The sequence below is a fragment of the Desulfomonilaceae bacterium genome (assembly GCA_041662605.1).
GTDB lineage: Bacteria > Desulfobacterota > Desulfomonilia > Desulfomonilales > Desulfomonilaceae > CAJBEZ01.
This window is the reverse complement of the sequence record JBAZSD010000001.1, coordinates 289,866-304,792: the sequence shown is the minus strand read 5'-3', so window position 1 is coordinate 304,792 and position 14,927 is coordinate 289,866. Positions and strand designations below refer to the sequence as shown.

10 protein-coding genes are annotated in these 14,927 nt (G+C 46.0%); 4 read left to right on the top strand and 6 right to left on the bottom strand.

The features are described 5' to 3' along the window. Positions 1–20: 20 nt before the first annotated feature. The 6 genes from glp to WC647_01245 all read right to left on the bottom strand — a co-directional run bounded on the left by glp (position 21) and on the right by WC647_01245 (position 8,859). The gene (gene glp, locus WC647_01270; protein ID MFA6220923.1) at positions 21–1,259 is read right to left on the bottom strand and encodes a gephyrin-like molybdotransferase Glp; all 1,239 of its coding nucleotides are present in this window, start codon (positions 1,257–1,259) and stop codon (positions 21–23) included. 57 nt (positions 1,260–1,316) lie between these two features. Continuing rightward, the gene (locus tag WC647_01265) at positions 1,317–2,288 is read right to left on the bottom strand and encodes a D-glycerate dehydrogenase (GenBank protein ID MFA6220922.1); all 972 of its coding nucleotides are present in this window, start codon (positions 2,286–2,288) and stop codon (positions 1,317–1,319) included. A 33-nt stretch (positions 2,289–2,321) separates the two neighbouring features. Next, a complete protein-coding gene (locus WC647_01260) occupies positions 2,322–5,423 on the bottom strand; it encodes an efflux RND transporter permease subunit (protein MFA6220921.1) in 3,102 nt (1,033 codons plus the stop codon). Positions 5,424–5,699: 276 nt separating this feature from the next. Beyond that, the gene (gene lptG, locus WC647_01255) at positions 5,700–6,788 is read right to left on the bottom strand and encodes an LPS export ABC transporter permease LptG (GenBank protein ID MFA6220920.1); all 1,089 of its coding nucleotides are present in this window, start codon (positions 6,786–6,788) and stop codon (positions 5,700–5,702) included. Between the two features lie 16 nt (positions 6,789–6,804). Further along, positions 6,805–7,785 carry an NAD-dependent epimerase/dehydratase family protein gene (locus WC647_01250; GenBank protein ID MFA6220919.1) on the bottom strand — a complete coding sequence of 327 codons (981 nt, stop codon included), beginning with the start codon at positions 7,783–7,785 and terminating at the stop codon, positions 6,805–6,807. Between the two features lie 96 nt (positions 7,786–7,881). After that, positions 7,882–8,859: a glycosyltransferase family 2 protein gene (locus WC647_01245; protein MFA6220918.1), complete on the bottom strand. Its 978-nt coding sequence runs from the start codon at positions 8,857–8,859 to the stop codon at positions 7,882–7,884. Positions 8,860–9,097: 238 nt separating this feature from the next. Between WC647_01245 and tig the strand changes: the two genes are divergently transcribed. From tig to lon, 4 genes are all read left to right on the top strand, one after another. Next, positions 9,098–10,417 carry a trigger factor gene (gene tig / locus WC647_01240; GenBank protein MFA6220917.1) on the top strand — a complete coding sequence of 440 codons (1,320 nt, stop codon included), beginning with the start codon at positions 9,098–9,100 and terminating at the stop codon, positions 10,415–10,417. Between the two features lie 23 nt (positions 10,418–10,440). Then, the gene (gene clpP, locus WC647_01235; protein MFA6220916.1) at positions 10,441–11,046 is read left to right on the top strand and encodes an ATP-dependent Clp endopeptidase proteolytic subunit ClpP; all 606 of its coding nucleotides are present in this window, start codon (positions 10,441–10,443) and stop codon (positions 11,044–11,046) included. A gap of 85 nt (positions 11,047–11,131) precedes the next feature. Beyond that, positions 11,132–12,388 carry an ATP-dependent Clp protease ATP-binding subunit ClpX gene (clpX, locus tag WC647_01230; GenBank protein ID MFA6220915.1) on the top strand — a complete coding sequence of 419 codons (1,257 nt, stop codon included), beginning with the start codon at positions 11,132–11,134 and terminating at the stop codon, positions 12,386–12,388. 68 nt (positions 12,389–12,456) lie between these two features. Then, positions 12,457–14,865 (top strand): endopeptidase La, encoded by a 2,409-nt coding sequence (lon, locus tag WC647_01225; GenBank protein MFA6220914.1) that lies wholly within the window; start codon positions 12,457–12,459, stop codon positions 14,863–14,865. Positions 14,866–14,927 lie beyond the last annotated feature (62 nt).

Sequence of the window (14,927 nt, the reverse complement as noted above, 5' to 3'; positions counted from 1 at the left end):
CGCCCAACCATTTCAAGACGTTAATAGTGTGATTCCGGGCTCAGCGGACTATCAGTGTGTAGAGACTGCACCTTGATCTTGTCCCCTGCTTTGAAAGGGGCATTCTCAGACGGAAGAATCATAAGCCCGTCCGCAACAACCATTGAGCGTAGCGCTCCTGAACTCTGCGTTCCGGTCGATACCGCCATCTTTATCCCGTCTTTTTCAAATAATTTACATCTCACGAGGTGAAGCCTCCCAGAGGATACCTTCACGTCCTGAGCTAGCACAGCCTCTAGAAGAGGCCTGAAGAGGTTTTTTCTACCCATCATTTTCAGCAGAGCGGGTCTAACAAACTGTTCGAATGAAATCATCGCTGAACTTGGATTTCCAGGCAGACCGAAAACCGGCTTGTCACCAATAGTTCCGAAAACCAGGGGTTTTCCCGGTTTCATGGCGACCTTCCAGAATTTGACTTTCATTCCCACTTCAGTAAGTGTGTCTTTGACCAAGTCATATTTACCCACCGACACTCCGCCGGATGTAAGAATAACATCAGCTCTCAAACCATCCTTTAACCTGGACCGAAGATCATCGGAATTGTCCGACGCGATACCCAAAGATAAAGGAATCGCTCCACAATCCAATGTCTGAGCTGCTAAGCTGTATGTGTTAGAACAAACAACCTTTCCCCGGATGAAGGGCTCGTCAAGGTCAACAAGTTCGTCTCCAGTAGACAGAATACCAACTACAGGCCTTTGATGAACGTATACATAGGCATGTCCCAAAGTGGCGAGCATCCCCACTTCCGGGGGTCTTACAACATCCCCCTGATGCAGGACTATCTCTCCAGTTCGGACATCCTCGCCTCTGGGTCTTATATGAGCGCCCTGACCAGGATCGTTGAGGCAAACTACTAGATTGCCTTCACGTTCCGTGTCTTCCAGCATGATTACTGTGTCAGTTCCTTTTGGAATCAAACCCCCAGTCATAATTCTGACTGCCTGCCCATGTTCGACAACGCCCTGATATGGTTTGCCCGCAGGGGATTCTCCAATCAGTTTCAACCGTGCGGGATTAGAAGAATTCGCGCCGGCAAGGTCCGCATGTCGAACACAGTATCCATCCATGGCGGAATTGTCCGAAGCCGGGACATCTCGTACAGCTTCTACGTCCTGGGCTAGAACCCTACCCAAGGCTTCCAGTATGTGAATTCTTTCTCGGCCAAGGACGGGGATTTCCTCGAGAACTTTTTTCTGAGCTTCACCTATAGGCAACATTATTGAATTGTCTCTCCTAATAAGATCGGGGCTGTAGTACCGTCACTGATTAAAACTCTAATTTGAATCAGTTGACCAGTTTAGACAATTTGGAGGCTTTTGTCCGCTCAAACCTGCAAGCAAATTTTCCACGGCGAGTTTTCCCATGGCAATTCTTGTTTCAAGTGTAGCGCTTCCCATGTGAGGCGAAAGAACGGTGTTCTTTAAATCAGCCAGACCACTGGCAAGTTGAGGCTCCTTTTCGTAAACATCCAGACCGGCCCCAGCTATCGTCTTATCTAAGAGAGCCTTTACAAGAGCATTCTCATCAATTACGGGTCCCCTTGACACATTTATAATGAAAGCGGATGGTTTCATTAGAGCCAGTTCCGCAGCCCCAATAATGCCTCTGGTTTGATCGTTCAATGACACGTGTAGAGACACGAAATCCGATTCTCTCAACAGGGTTTTCAGATCAACATATCTAGCTCCAAGTTCCACTTCCTGATTTTCCGGAAGTCTCCTACGGTTGTGATACAGAATTGGCATTCTGAAACCTCTGGCTCTACGAGCCACCGCTTTTCCAATCTCACCAAGACCTATTATGCCCAGAGTCTTTCCGGTTACCTCAGTACCTAAAAAAACAAACGGCGCCCAAGGTCCCCAGAGTTTAGCGCGGTTACGACCATCTCCTTCAACAACCCGTCTGGCTACGGCTAATATGAGAGCAAAAGTTAAGTCCGCCGTTGAATCGGTCAGGACTCCAGGAGTGTTTGAAACCTTAATTCCTCTTGCGGTGGCCGCTGGTACGTCGATGTTATCATAACCCACGCCATAATTCGCAATCATCCTTAGGTTCGGAGCACAGTCCATTACCTCTGCGCTGATTCGGTCGGAGATCGTACAAAGCAAACCGTCTTTGTCACGGATCTGATCCAAAATCTCGTCGTGGGACATTGGAAAGTCATTGGGATTAATAACCAGGTCATGGCCAGGCAATAATGGAGAGAGAATTTCCCGGCTTAGATTTGCTGTTACCAACGCTTTCATCTTCTTATCTCCTATTGGTAAAAAGAAACGGATTCAATCGTCCAGGGAGACCGGCTTCACTTTCCAGAATCTATTTTTCACATCATCCAGAATAGTATAGACAACCGGGATAAAGATTAGGGTGAAAAGGGTCGCGACAGTAAGACCTCCGACTACGGCCATGGCCAATCCATTGTATATTTCCGCTCCTGCCCCTGACTTTAGCGCCAATGGCAGCATGCCCAGGACCATTGCAATGGCAGTCATAAATATTGGACGCATTCTGCGCTTGCTGGCAAGGATCAAGGCCTGATCACGGTCTATCCCTTGTCCTTCCATCAACTGAACAGCATAAGTTATCAAAATAATGGCATTCTTTACGACAAGACCCACCATCATAATGTAGCCGAGAATAGTGAATGAATCAAAAGGGATTCGCGTTAAGATCACAATAAAATTTGCTCCGATTATAGACAGGGGAACGCTCAACAATATGGAAAGCGGGCGGACAAAAGATTGAAACTGCATTACAAGCAGCAAATAAACTACGATGACCGACAATGGGAAAACAAACTTTATAGCCTGATTGAGCGCCTTGAGTTCATTAACCGCTCCGAAAGGAACCCATGAATAACCGACAGGAAAAGATACAGTGGAACTGATTTTTGTTACAATCTCTCCAAAAACCTCGCTCAAAGGTCGATCTTGAATTGTAAATTGCAATCTCACGCTTCGTTTGGAGTTATAATGATTTATCTGAAGAGGTCCAAATGTGGTTGTGATGGAGGCAATTGCGGACAGGGGCAATTGAGTTTGTGAATCTTTCGGAGAAATAAGCACAATATTCCCTACGTCCGCGACATTTTGAATCGCCTGCTGTATTCCCTGTACTCTAATATAATAATAACGGCCTTCCACGTCATACTGGCTGGTAGTCCTCTGACCTCCGACAGCGGCTTCCACCGCGTCTGCGATATCTTTCACATCAAATCCAAAATGGGTGGCTCGCTGATGATCTACCTTGACTTCTACCTGGGGTTTGCGAAGGTACAGATCATTATACCTAAAGATAACACCATTGGTGTTCGCTCCTATTTCCATGATCTCTCTTACCAGAGGTTCAAGGACTTCGTAACTCTTACCCATCATTCGTATATCCACCACGTTAGACCTGGAGTATATGTTGCCGAACAAAGGAAATCTAATAGGGTTAACGGCCTTAAAAGGCAGATCTAGAGACTGAGAATAGGCTTGACGGGCTATTTCCTGAGGTGATACGCCGCTATCTTCTTCACGATCGCAAACCAGATAAATCATATTTTTCATCATATTACGGTTAGGTATGGAAACAACATATCTAACTCCTTTAATGTTACGCCATCGGTCTTCCAGGATATTCATCAACCGGCTTTTCTCATCCAGGTTTAAGCCCTCGGAAGTTTCCACCTGCATTCGGATTAGATTTGTTCCACCGGTAGGCAGGTAACCCATGCCCGGCAATAACTTATAGGAGATGGCAAGGAGTATGACTACTCCTACAATCAACATGATTTTTCTGTTAAGGCCGTGCAAAAAGAATTCAAGCGCTCCTAATAGTCCACCCGCGACTTTTTGTCCCAATACATCCAAATATGAGAATGGCGCCATAAATTTTCCATATATTCCAGACGGCTTGCTCTCTTCTTTCATCCATCGGGAGGCGAGCATGGGAACGACAGTAAAGGCATCGAAAAGAGATAGGAAAATAGCGCACGAAATGATGAACGCGACAGGGCCGAACAATGTGCCGACTTCTCCCCTGAGCATCAAGACCGGTAAAAAAACCGCTGATGTTGTGAGCGTCGACATGAAGACCGCCCCACCGACTTCACGGGTGCCGTCCACAGCCGCTCGAACTATGCTTTTGTTTTCTTCAAATCGGTGACGGTAGATGTTCTCAAGCACGACTATGGCGTCATCTACTATCATCCCGATCGACAGAGCCAAGCCTGCGAGAGACAGAACGTTTATGGAATAACCTCCCAGGTACATGCCGATAAACGTTCCAATTACGGAAACTGGAATGGATGTGGCTACAATGAATATGCTGCGCCAATTGCGTAAAAATACAAACAGGACTAGTAAAACCAGGCCAATAGCCTCAATGAGGCTTCTCCTAACGATATTGACAGCGTCCCTGATATAATTGCTCTGGTCATAGAGTTTCTGAAAATTGGCGCCTTGAGGGCCATATTCTTTTTGTAGTACAGCCAGTTCATTGTCCACTTGATCAATGGTGCGCACAATGTCCGCTCCGACCTGGTTGAACACATTGAACACGATGCCGGGCTTCCCATTAATCCGGCAATATGAATCAGGCCTTTCATATGCGTCCTCGATCTTGGCCACATCGGTCAGGTATACTACCGGCTCCTCAGGTTTGGATATGACTACTCTCCTGAACGCCTCTGTCGTCAATAATTCACCCACTATACGAACAGTCCATTCAAGTGGTCCCTGAGTAAAATAGCTTGCGCTCTGGTTTAGATTAGTCCGGTCGATAAATTTTATGATGTCGTATACTGTGAGCTTTCTTGCTTTCAATCTTTCAGGATCAAAAACGATTCTCATTTCCCGATTGAGGTTCCCATCAAACGAGCAATCACCTACCCCGGCTATTCGCTTGATCCGTGGAGCGATGTACCTGTCCGCCCAAGTAGACATGGAAACGATGTTGGCCTTGCCGATCATGGCAAATTGGTACACAGGCAGGCTGACTCGGTCGCTCGCTTTGAATATCTGGGGTTTCTCAACCAGTTTTGGAAGATCCCTGACCCTGTCCAGGTTTCTTTGAAGTTCGGAAGCCGCGATATCGAGGTTTGTCCCAGGCCGGTAGAATATTACTATTAGAGATTCTCCGCTTCGAGAGTAGCTTTGGGTGTAAATCATATTTGAAACGCCGCTAATGTTTTCCTCAAAGCGGGTTGTAACCTCACCTTCCACTTCTTCAGGAGCGGCGCCCGTGAATCGGGTCGAAACGACTAGAACTGGTTGTTCTGTATCCGGCTTAAGCTCGACGGTGAGGAAAGTTAAGCAAACGTAACCAAATACGAGCACTAGCAGCACTCGCACGATAACCGTAATTGGAAAGCGGATTGACGATTCCGCTAAATTCATAAAGGCTCAGTCTCGCGTCTGACATGAAAAGCTAGACGCTGTCTTGTTAATATTTGGGATGTGACTGTTATAAATCAGGCTAATGAGGAATTCAAGGAAACGCTGTTCCCATGTTCAACGCAATGAATTAAGGATACAATCCCGTGGGTTGAGTAACAGACTTCTTTCAAGGGAACCCGTGATCCCAGGGTTATATGCCATCGAGTCGGAGCGGAAGAAGACACTGGCGACCAAGGGGGTGATGTTGTGAGGTTTATCTGTGGATTTTCCCATGAGTCAAATTGATGTACAAGCGTTCAACAGGAGTATGCCGGCGGCGAGTCCGAATAAGGCATTTGCCGCCCAGGCGGCCACAATAGGCGGGATGTAACCTCCATGTCCCAATGCGATGAACATGGTATGCACGATCCAATAACTAAAAGCTATCACGAGTGAACCCGCAAGCCCGATTGCGACTCCTCCGCCTCGCGGCCCTGCACGCACAGCGAATGGAACACTTAGCGCAGCCATGATGAGACATACAAGAGGAAATGCGATTTTGTCATGCCAGTCGACCAGATAGCGAGTGGGAGTTTGCCCCTCGGAATCAAGTTTGTCTATTAGTTCGCCCAATTGGGTGAGATTCATCTCCTTAGTTGGCGTTTCTCCTTTTTCAAAGTCACTTGGCTTTTTGTCCAAGGGGCCTTTCATAGATGGAATTGTGTCCACAACAAAGTTGCCGTCCAGCTTTTTAACAGTCCGACTTACTCCATAAAAAATCCACTGATTGTTCCACCACTTGGCTTTATCCGCAACAACCCTGTCGACGAAATTGAAATGGCTATCCCAGCGTATGACCGAAACTCTTTCCAGGGTAAGATTATGCCTGTCATATTTTCTGATATGCGTAATTGAGTCCGCCGATTTGAGCCATATTTGATCAAATCGCACGAATGTGGTTTCTCTTTTACCTGCTATTTCTACATTTTGAATATACTCGCTATATCGGTTAGACCAGGGGATGATCGTTTCATTGGATAGAAACATAAATGCCGACCCTATTAAACCAACAATTATTACAGGTTTGGCTATGCTAATAGCGTCAATACCACCTGCCTGCATTGCTATCAATTCGGAATGCTTCGCCATCAAAAGAAGCGTGAGCATCCCGGCGAGTAAAATCGCCATCGGTAAAGCAAAAAAAAGATAGCCCGGAATCTTTACAAGGAAATATTTCAGCATCAGGAATCCGGGAGGGTTGTATTGAAAGTAATACTTAATTTTGTCGGTGATCTCGATGAGTAAAAATACAAATACAAACACTGTGAGACAAATTAAGAATATTTTCATGAACTCACGGATGATATATCTGTCTAGAATTCTCAAATTGCCTATCGCTCACCTAGAGTCTGGAACCGGCGCCACCGGATGGACGAGATTCCAGTAGCCACTCGTTTTCCAGAAGATACCTGGCGGTTCTCCGAATTCCCTGTTCTATAGACACCTGGGGTTTAAAACCTGCGGATTCGATTTTTCTTATGTCCAGATGAACAAATGGGCTGTCTCCAAGCCAGCCCCGGACTCCACCAGTATAACGGAATGTCACATCCTTGAGACCCATTTCTTCTATCACTATCGAGGCTAGTCGTTTCACGTTCATGTAATCTTCATGCCCCAGATTTATCACATTTTTTTGTTCTCTAATATTCTGCATGGATAGAAAGATTCCTCTAACGCCATCTTCAACGTGCAGATAAGATTTTCGCTGGTTTCCATCGCCCAGAATCTCCATCTCATTAGGGTTTGTTTTGAGCTTCTTGATGAAGTCATAAACCACTCCGTGTGAATATCGTTCGCCAATCCAGGAGACAAACCTAAACATGTAGCTGCGAATCCCGAAATATTCTCCATAAGCCTGAATCATCGCTTCGGCAGAGAATTTTGACGCCCCGTAAAGCGATGTTTGGAGTGGGGCGTAGTTCTCCGGGGTAGGGAAGATGTCCGGTTCCCCATATACTGTAGCTGAACTAGTAAAAACGATTTCGGGAACGTGATTGATCCTCATCGCCTCAAGCACATTGTGGGTTCCGACGATGTTTTGCTCCAGATCTACGGCGGTATTTGCTTTTCCTCCCCTGACATCCGCATTTGCGGCCAGATGGAAGACCAACTCAGATCCCTTCATGGAGTTAATCATGTTAGGGAGATCAAGAATATCGCCGACTATCAATCCAACACCCCCTTTGGATAATCCGGATTGCAGGTGGCGCTCGTAACCTGTGGAGAGATTGTCGTATACTATTACTTCGAAATCACGTCTAACTAGTTCATCAACAATGTGGCTTCCTATGAATCCTGCGCCACCGGTAACAAAAACCTTCATAATTCTACCCGTACGAAAAAGACTTTAAACAATTAATGAGAAATCTTCCGTGAGTCGCGTATGGATATTTCAAAATCTCGAAGGGACAATTTGAAACTATTGCATTTTCCTCATCAGATTTTCCGATTCCACGATCTTCTCGACTATAAATAAGGGTCGGCCCCTGGAGTCTTCGTAACAACGCAAAACATACTCACCGACTATGCCAAGACAACCTATGGTCAATCCAAATAACATCCAGAACGACAAAAGTAACGCATGTAGGCCCGAGTTATCGCTAAAGCCCCTGAATAATCCCCAGATGGTGAAGACCAACCCGGATACAAGTCCTGCGCTGAATATGACTAGACCCAGGGCCAGGACAAGTCGTATCGGCGCTTTAGAAAATGGGACGATCCCGTCGAGCGCTATGCCGACAGCTCCTAAAACCGAAATTTGAGTCTTTCCAGCTAGTCTTGGATTCCTTTGAAATGGGATTATAGCGGTCTTGAAACCTACCAAAGCGGTCAAACCTCTTAAGAATCCGTGTCTTTCGTGGATCTTGAGCATTTCATCGACAACCCGTTTATCCAGCAACCGAAAGTCACCGCTATTTCTAGGTATCTTGACCTCAGAAAACTTGTCCAGAATCCAATAAAAAAGTTCCGCAGCCTTTAGATAAAAGAAATTTTCCCCTAGCCTCGATGTCCTCTGGGCTATGACAACCAGATTTCCATCCCGCCATTTATCGATCATTTCTCCGATGAGTTCAGGTGGGTCTTGAAGGTCCGAGTCGATTACTACGCATGCTTCTCCAAGACAATGACGGAGACCGGCAATCACTGAAAGAGGTTTACCGAAACGTCTGGAGAACTTAACGAGGCGAATTGGGAAGCCTGCGCCTATAAGTTCAAGGATCTTATCTTCAGTGTGGTCTGTGCAAGGATCCAGCGCAAAGACCAATTCCCAATCTACCTGTAGCTTGCTAAACACATCGTTCAACCTGTTGACCAGGATGACTACGGTGGCTTCTTCATTATATACTGGAACCACCACACTTATGACGGGAATGACTCTTGCTGGATTTGAGGACAAAGTCGATTTTCTCCGTTACTATTTCGAAAAATGGCAAGAAAGAAATCCCTAACAGAATCCGATATGCCGTTCAAGAAAAATGAACCTAGTGAGGAAGTTACGGATTTCATAAACTTCCCTTTTGCAGCGTAGAGAAGTATAATAAAAATGTTAGTTGACAGTGTCCATTCCGCCAGGTTTTGATTTCAAATCTTCTGACCCCATCGGTGTGGCCAAATATTTATGTGAAAGAGGAGTCATGACAAACATTCAGGTTGAAGATCTAAGCGCTGTCAGAAAAAAAGTGACTTTCGAAGTTCCTCAAGATCGAGTTTCAGAAACACTCGACGCACAGTACAAGGATCTCAAAAAAAACGCCCAAATCAAGGGGTTTCGTAGAGGGAAAGTCCCTATGGAGATCCTGAAGAACTTGTTTAGGGAACAAGTCCAAAGTGACGCGGCCAAGAAGATTATTGAAGAGACTTTTGAGCTTGGGCTGGACGAAAAGAAAATCAAGCCAATAACAGTGATCCATTTGGACCAAGAGCCTTTAGAAGCGGGAAAACCGTTTATTTACACGGTAGAAATAGAAGCCCCTCCTGAACTCGATGTGCAGGGATATAAAGGTCTATCTTTGGAAAAGACGATTCGAGAGGTCCAGGATAAAGAGGTCGACGAGCGATTGGAATCCGTGAGGCAAAGACAAGCGAGATTGGTTCCAATAACTGAGGACAGGGATATTCAGGATGGCGACCATACAGTCGTGGATATTGAGGCGGTGGCTGAGGGTGAGACCGTCAAATCTTTGACCGTAAAAGATTATCACCTGGAAATCGGGAGAAACTTTTATCTACCGGATTTTGACTCGAAAATAATTGGGTTGAAGGTCGGAGAACCGGCCACGATAACGTATGATCTCGCAGATGACTTTCCACGGAAGGAATTGGCCGGAAAGCCAGTGACTTTTACCATAACTATAAAGGAAGCCAAAGAGAGAGTCGTTCCTGAACTTAACGACGAGCTGGCTAAAGACGCCGGAGACTTTGAGTCTTTGGATGATTTAAAAAAACAAGTTACTGAAGATTTGCGACGCTCATTTGATATGGACACCACGCAGCAATTGAGGAAGCAGATCGTTGAAAAGATTATCGAAGCTAATCCCTTTGAAGCTCCCGAATCACTGGTTGAATCGCGAATCGACGACATAGTTATGGGCGCAAGGGAAAATCTTGCCCGCCAGGGAATAGACATGAAGAGGTTTCCCATGCCTGATAAGGCTCAGCGTGACTCGATAAAACCGAGAGCCATGGAACAGGTAAAGGCAGGTCTAATTATTAAGGGCATTGGAGAAAAAGAAGAGATTCAGGTAAGCGGAGACGAAATAAATTCGGAACTGGAAAAGCGCGCAAAGATTTTCGGTTGGACTCCTGATTTCTTGAAAGACCAGTTGGAAGAAAATCAGACGATGGACAATTTCACATCTTCTTTACTTGAAGACAAAATATATTCATTTATTGAAAGTCAATCTGACATTACAGAAAAGGCCTATTCAGAGCAGGAAACGGAATCGGCCGAATAATTACGAAAAGAGAGAGATGAATAATGTTGGTTCCAATTGTTGTAGAACAGACTAGCCGTGGTGAACGATCGTATGACATCTACTCGCGCCTCTTAAAGGAGCGAATTGTCTTTTTGGGTACCGCCGTAGACGATATGGTGGCAAATCTCATCATCGCCCAGCTCCTTTTTTTGGAGAGTGACGATCCTGATAAGGACATCAATTTCTATATCAACTCTCCTGGTGGAGTAGTGACGTCCGGTCTAGCGATTTATGACACCATGAAATACATAAAACCGGAAATTCAAACAATCTGTATTGGTCAAGCAGCGTCAATGGCCGCCCTGCTTCTTGCCGCAGGCACCAAAGGGAAGCGGCATGCGTTGCCTCATGCCAGAATTCTGATACATCAGCCTATGGGAGGTTTCCAGGGACAGGCTACGGACATTGAAATACACGCTCGTGAAATCCTGAGAATGCGTAGTGAGCTGAACAGGATATTGGTAGAACACACGGGCCAACCCTTGGAACGGATCGAGTCGGATACGGAACGGGACTATTTCATGAGCGGAGAAGAAGCGGTGGAATATGGGATAGTTGATAATGTGCTAACCCATCGTGCAATTTCTGATCTCAGGAACAAAGCTTAGGTTAGGGAAATACTCAGACGTTTTCTTGAGGGTGAGCGCCGGCATGGTAAATCGCCCTCATGAGGACGCGCTGAAGGAGGATTACATGGCAGCAAGAAAAGGCAATTTTTCTTCTCTTTATTGTTCATTTTGTGGGAAAAGCCAGGACGAAGTCAGGAAATTGATTGCTGGACCGACTGTATACATTTGCGATGAATGTATCGAACTTTGTAATGAAATTATTGCTGAAGAATATGAAAAAGAGGAGATGGGGCGAGGTAAGTCTAAAGTTCCCAACCCGTCTGAGGTTAAAGCTTCACTGGATGAATATGTGATAGGCCAGGAGCAGGCCAAAAAGATTCTATCAGTCGCTGTGCACAACCATTACAAGAGGATTGATTCCAAACCCGACCTGGATGGCGTCGAACTACAGAAGAGCAACATACTGTTAATCGGCCCGACAGGTTCGGGAAAGACACTATTGGCGCAGACCCTAGCCCGTATATTGAACGTTCCATTCGCAATCGCCGACGCTACGACTTTGACTGAGGCCGGATACGTAGGTGAGGACGTTGAAAACATTATTTTAAGCCTGCTGCAGAATGCTGACTATGACATATCAAGGGCTTGCCGAGGAATAGTATACATTGATGAAATCGACAAAATATCTCGCAAGACCGAGAATCCGAGCATAACTCGAGACGTGTCCGGCGAAGGTGTTCAACAGGCCTTGTTAAAAATCGTTGAAGGAACCATGGCCAATGTTCCGCCCAAAGGTGGCCGCAAACATCCGCAACAGGAGTTTTTACAGGTTGACACAACGAACATACTCTTCATATGCGGAGGAGCGTTTGTGGGGCTGGATAAGGTGGTCCAACAGCGACTAAACATGAAATCTATGGGATTCAACGCTCAAATCGGCGGGTCAAAGAATGATGATGTAGCCGACCTTCTTGAACAGGTTCAACCGGAGGATCTGATCAGATACGGGCTGATCCCTGAATTTGTAGGGCGGTTGCCGGTCGCGGCGACTCTCCATGAACTCAATGAGGAAGCGTTGGTGCGTATACTTCTCGAACCTAAAAACGCCCTGGTACGCCAATATAAGAAGCTTTTTGGTTTTGAGCAGGTCAAACTGCGATTTACCGATGAGGCTCTTCGCTCTGTAGCGTCACAGGCTCTGCATCGTAAAACCGGAGCGAGAGGTCTTAGATCCATACTCGAAGCGGCGATGTTAGACATAATGTACGAATTGCCCGAGTTCAAGAACCTTCAGGAAGTTATCGTGAACGACGATGTAATACAAAAACGATCACCCTGTATTCTGGTTTTTGAGAAAGAAGCCGAAACATCCGCATCCTAAGAAATTCGACGGCAAGTTGACCTAACAAGATAGCCTTTCTGTAATTCCTAAACATAAGGTAGCTTAAAATGTTTTTTGGAAAGAAAGACGAAACGATAGTCTCGCCAAATATAGTGTTGCCGCTTTTGCCACTTAGAGACATTGTTGTTTTCCCTCATATGGTAGCGCCACTGTTTGTGGGAAGAGACAGATCCATAAAGGCCGTGGAAAACGCGATCAAGACTGAGAAGCTGATTTTTCTCGCTTCACAGAGAAACGCCCAACAGACAAATCCTGAAGCGGAGGACATCTTTTCTATCGGTGTTGTCGGACAAATAATTCAACTATTGAAATTGCCCGACAACACAATAAAGATCTTTGTGGAGGGACGCTATAGGGCTTCTATACAGCGTTTCGTTGAAGATGACCCTTATTTCCGGGTGGAGATTACTCCTATCGAAGACGAATTTACGGGTCGTGAGATTGAAATTCAGGCCTTGGCCAGGGGATTACGCAACGTTTCCGAAAGTTACGTGGCCACCGACAATAAAGCCCCCCAAGAGTTCCTTAACGCCATCAAATCCATAAAGGAACCTGGGCGACTGGCGGATACGATCGCTGGTCAAATCAGCCTGAAGTTGGAAGATAAACAGGCGTTACTGGAAAAAACTTCGGTTCGTCAACGGATAGAACGTTTACTTGAGTTGATGCAGAGCGAAATTGAGATCTCGGAGATCGAAAAGAAAATTCGGGAACGCGTCAAAAAGCAGATGGAAAAGACTCAGAAGGAATATTACCTGAATGAGCAAATGCGAGCGATTCAGAAGGAAATGGGTGAAAAAGACGAGTTCAAAACCGAGATAGCCGAAATTGAGGAGCAACTCAAACAAAAGAAGCTTACCCAAGACGCCGAGTCCCGGGTTCGAAAAGAAATTCGAAAACTGAAAATGATGGCGCCGATGTCGGCGGAAGCCACTGTTGTAAGGAATTATATTGACTGGTTCCTCGTGCTGCCGTGGTCTGACATGTCAGAAACGGAAATTCCCATTAATAACGCTCAGCAAATTCTCGATGACGATCATTACGGTCTCAAAGAGGTAAAAGAAAGGATAATAGAATATCTCGCGGTCCAAAAACTGGCGCCGGATATCAAAGGACCCATTCTCTGCCTGGTAGGGCCTCCAGGGGTCGGTAAGACATCGCTTGCAAAATCCATCGCTCGGGCGACAGGAAGGGAATTTGTGAGAATATCGCTAGGCGGGGTTCGTGACGAGGCCGAAATCAGGGGACATAGACGCACATACATTGGCGCTCTCCCGGGCAAAATAATTCAAAGCATGAAGAAATGCCAGACCATCAACCCGGTGATGTTGCTGGATGAAGTTGACAAGATGAGCATGGATTTCCGTGGGGACCCGTCCGCCGCTTTGCTGGAAGTCCTGGATCCGGAGCAAAATCACACTTTCAATGATCATTATCTTGATATTGATTATGATCTTTCGAAGGTGATGTTTATTACCACGGCCAACACTCTGCATGGCATACCAGCGCCACTCCAGGATAGGATGGAGATAATTCGGTTACCTGGATACACCGAATTTGAAAAGCTGAGAATCGCTGAACGCTTTCTAGCGCCAAAGCAGATCCAAGCCAATGGGCTTACCTCAAGCCGGATTACCTTCACCCGCAAGGCTCTAATTCGCGTCGCAAGACGGTACACCCGTGAAGCCGGGGTCAGGGAGTTGGAACGACAAGTTGCCAAGATTCTTAGGAAGGTCGCCCGGAAAGTTGTAGACGGAACTATCAACAATGGAATGGAGATTACTCCGCGAGATATTGGGATATTTCTGGGCGCTCCAAAGTTTAGGTATGGTGAAAAAGAACAATCCTTCAAGACGGGTATAGCAAATGGTCTGGCGTGGACAGAAGTTGGAGGAGAACTACTGACTGTTGAGGTCGCTCTCATGCCAGGTTCCGGAAAATTTACGGTCACTGGTAAACTTGGCGAAGTTATGCAGGAATCCGCGCAAGCCTCTATGAGCTACGTAAGATCACGAGCGTTAAGCCTGGGTCTAAAGCCTGATTTTTACGATAAAATAGACATCCACATCCATGTCCCGGAAGGAGCCACTCCAAAAGATGGCCCATCAGCAGGCGTAACTATTACAACCGCTATTCTTTCGGCGTTGACGAAGCAACCTTTTCCGAATGATCTTGCCATGACGGGAGAAATAACCTTAAGAGGGAGAATTTTGCCCATAGGAGGTCTGAAAGAGAAGCTACTTGCCGCCAGGCGAGCCCTCGTAGCAAGGGTAATTATACCACGAGAAAATGAAAAAGACCTTTTTGAGGTTCCCAAGAGGATCAAAAAGGGGCTCAACATATTGTTGGTTGATCACATGGATGAGGCTCTGAGGATTGTTTTCCCTGAAATCAGGGAAGCTTTCATTCCTGCGGAGCAGGTCGGTGAGCAGTCTTTTGCGGTTCTCAAACAATAAATGAGGATAAGTTTGACGAAATCTTGTAGAATAGGGAACTTGATCAATTGTTAGTTTACTAA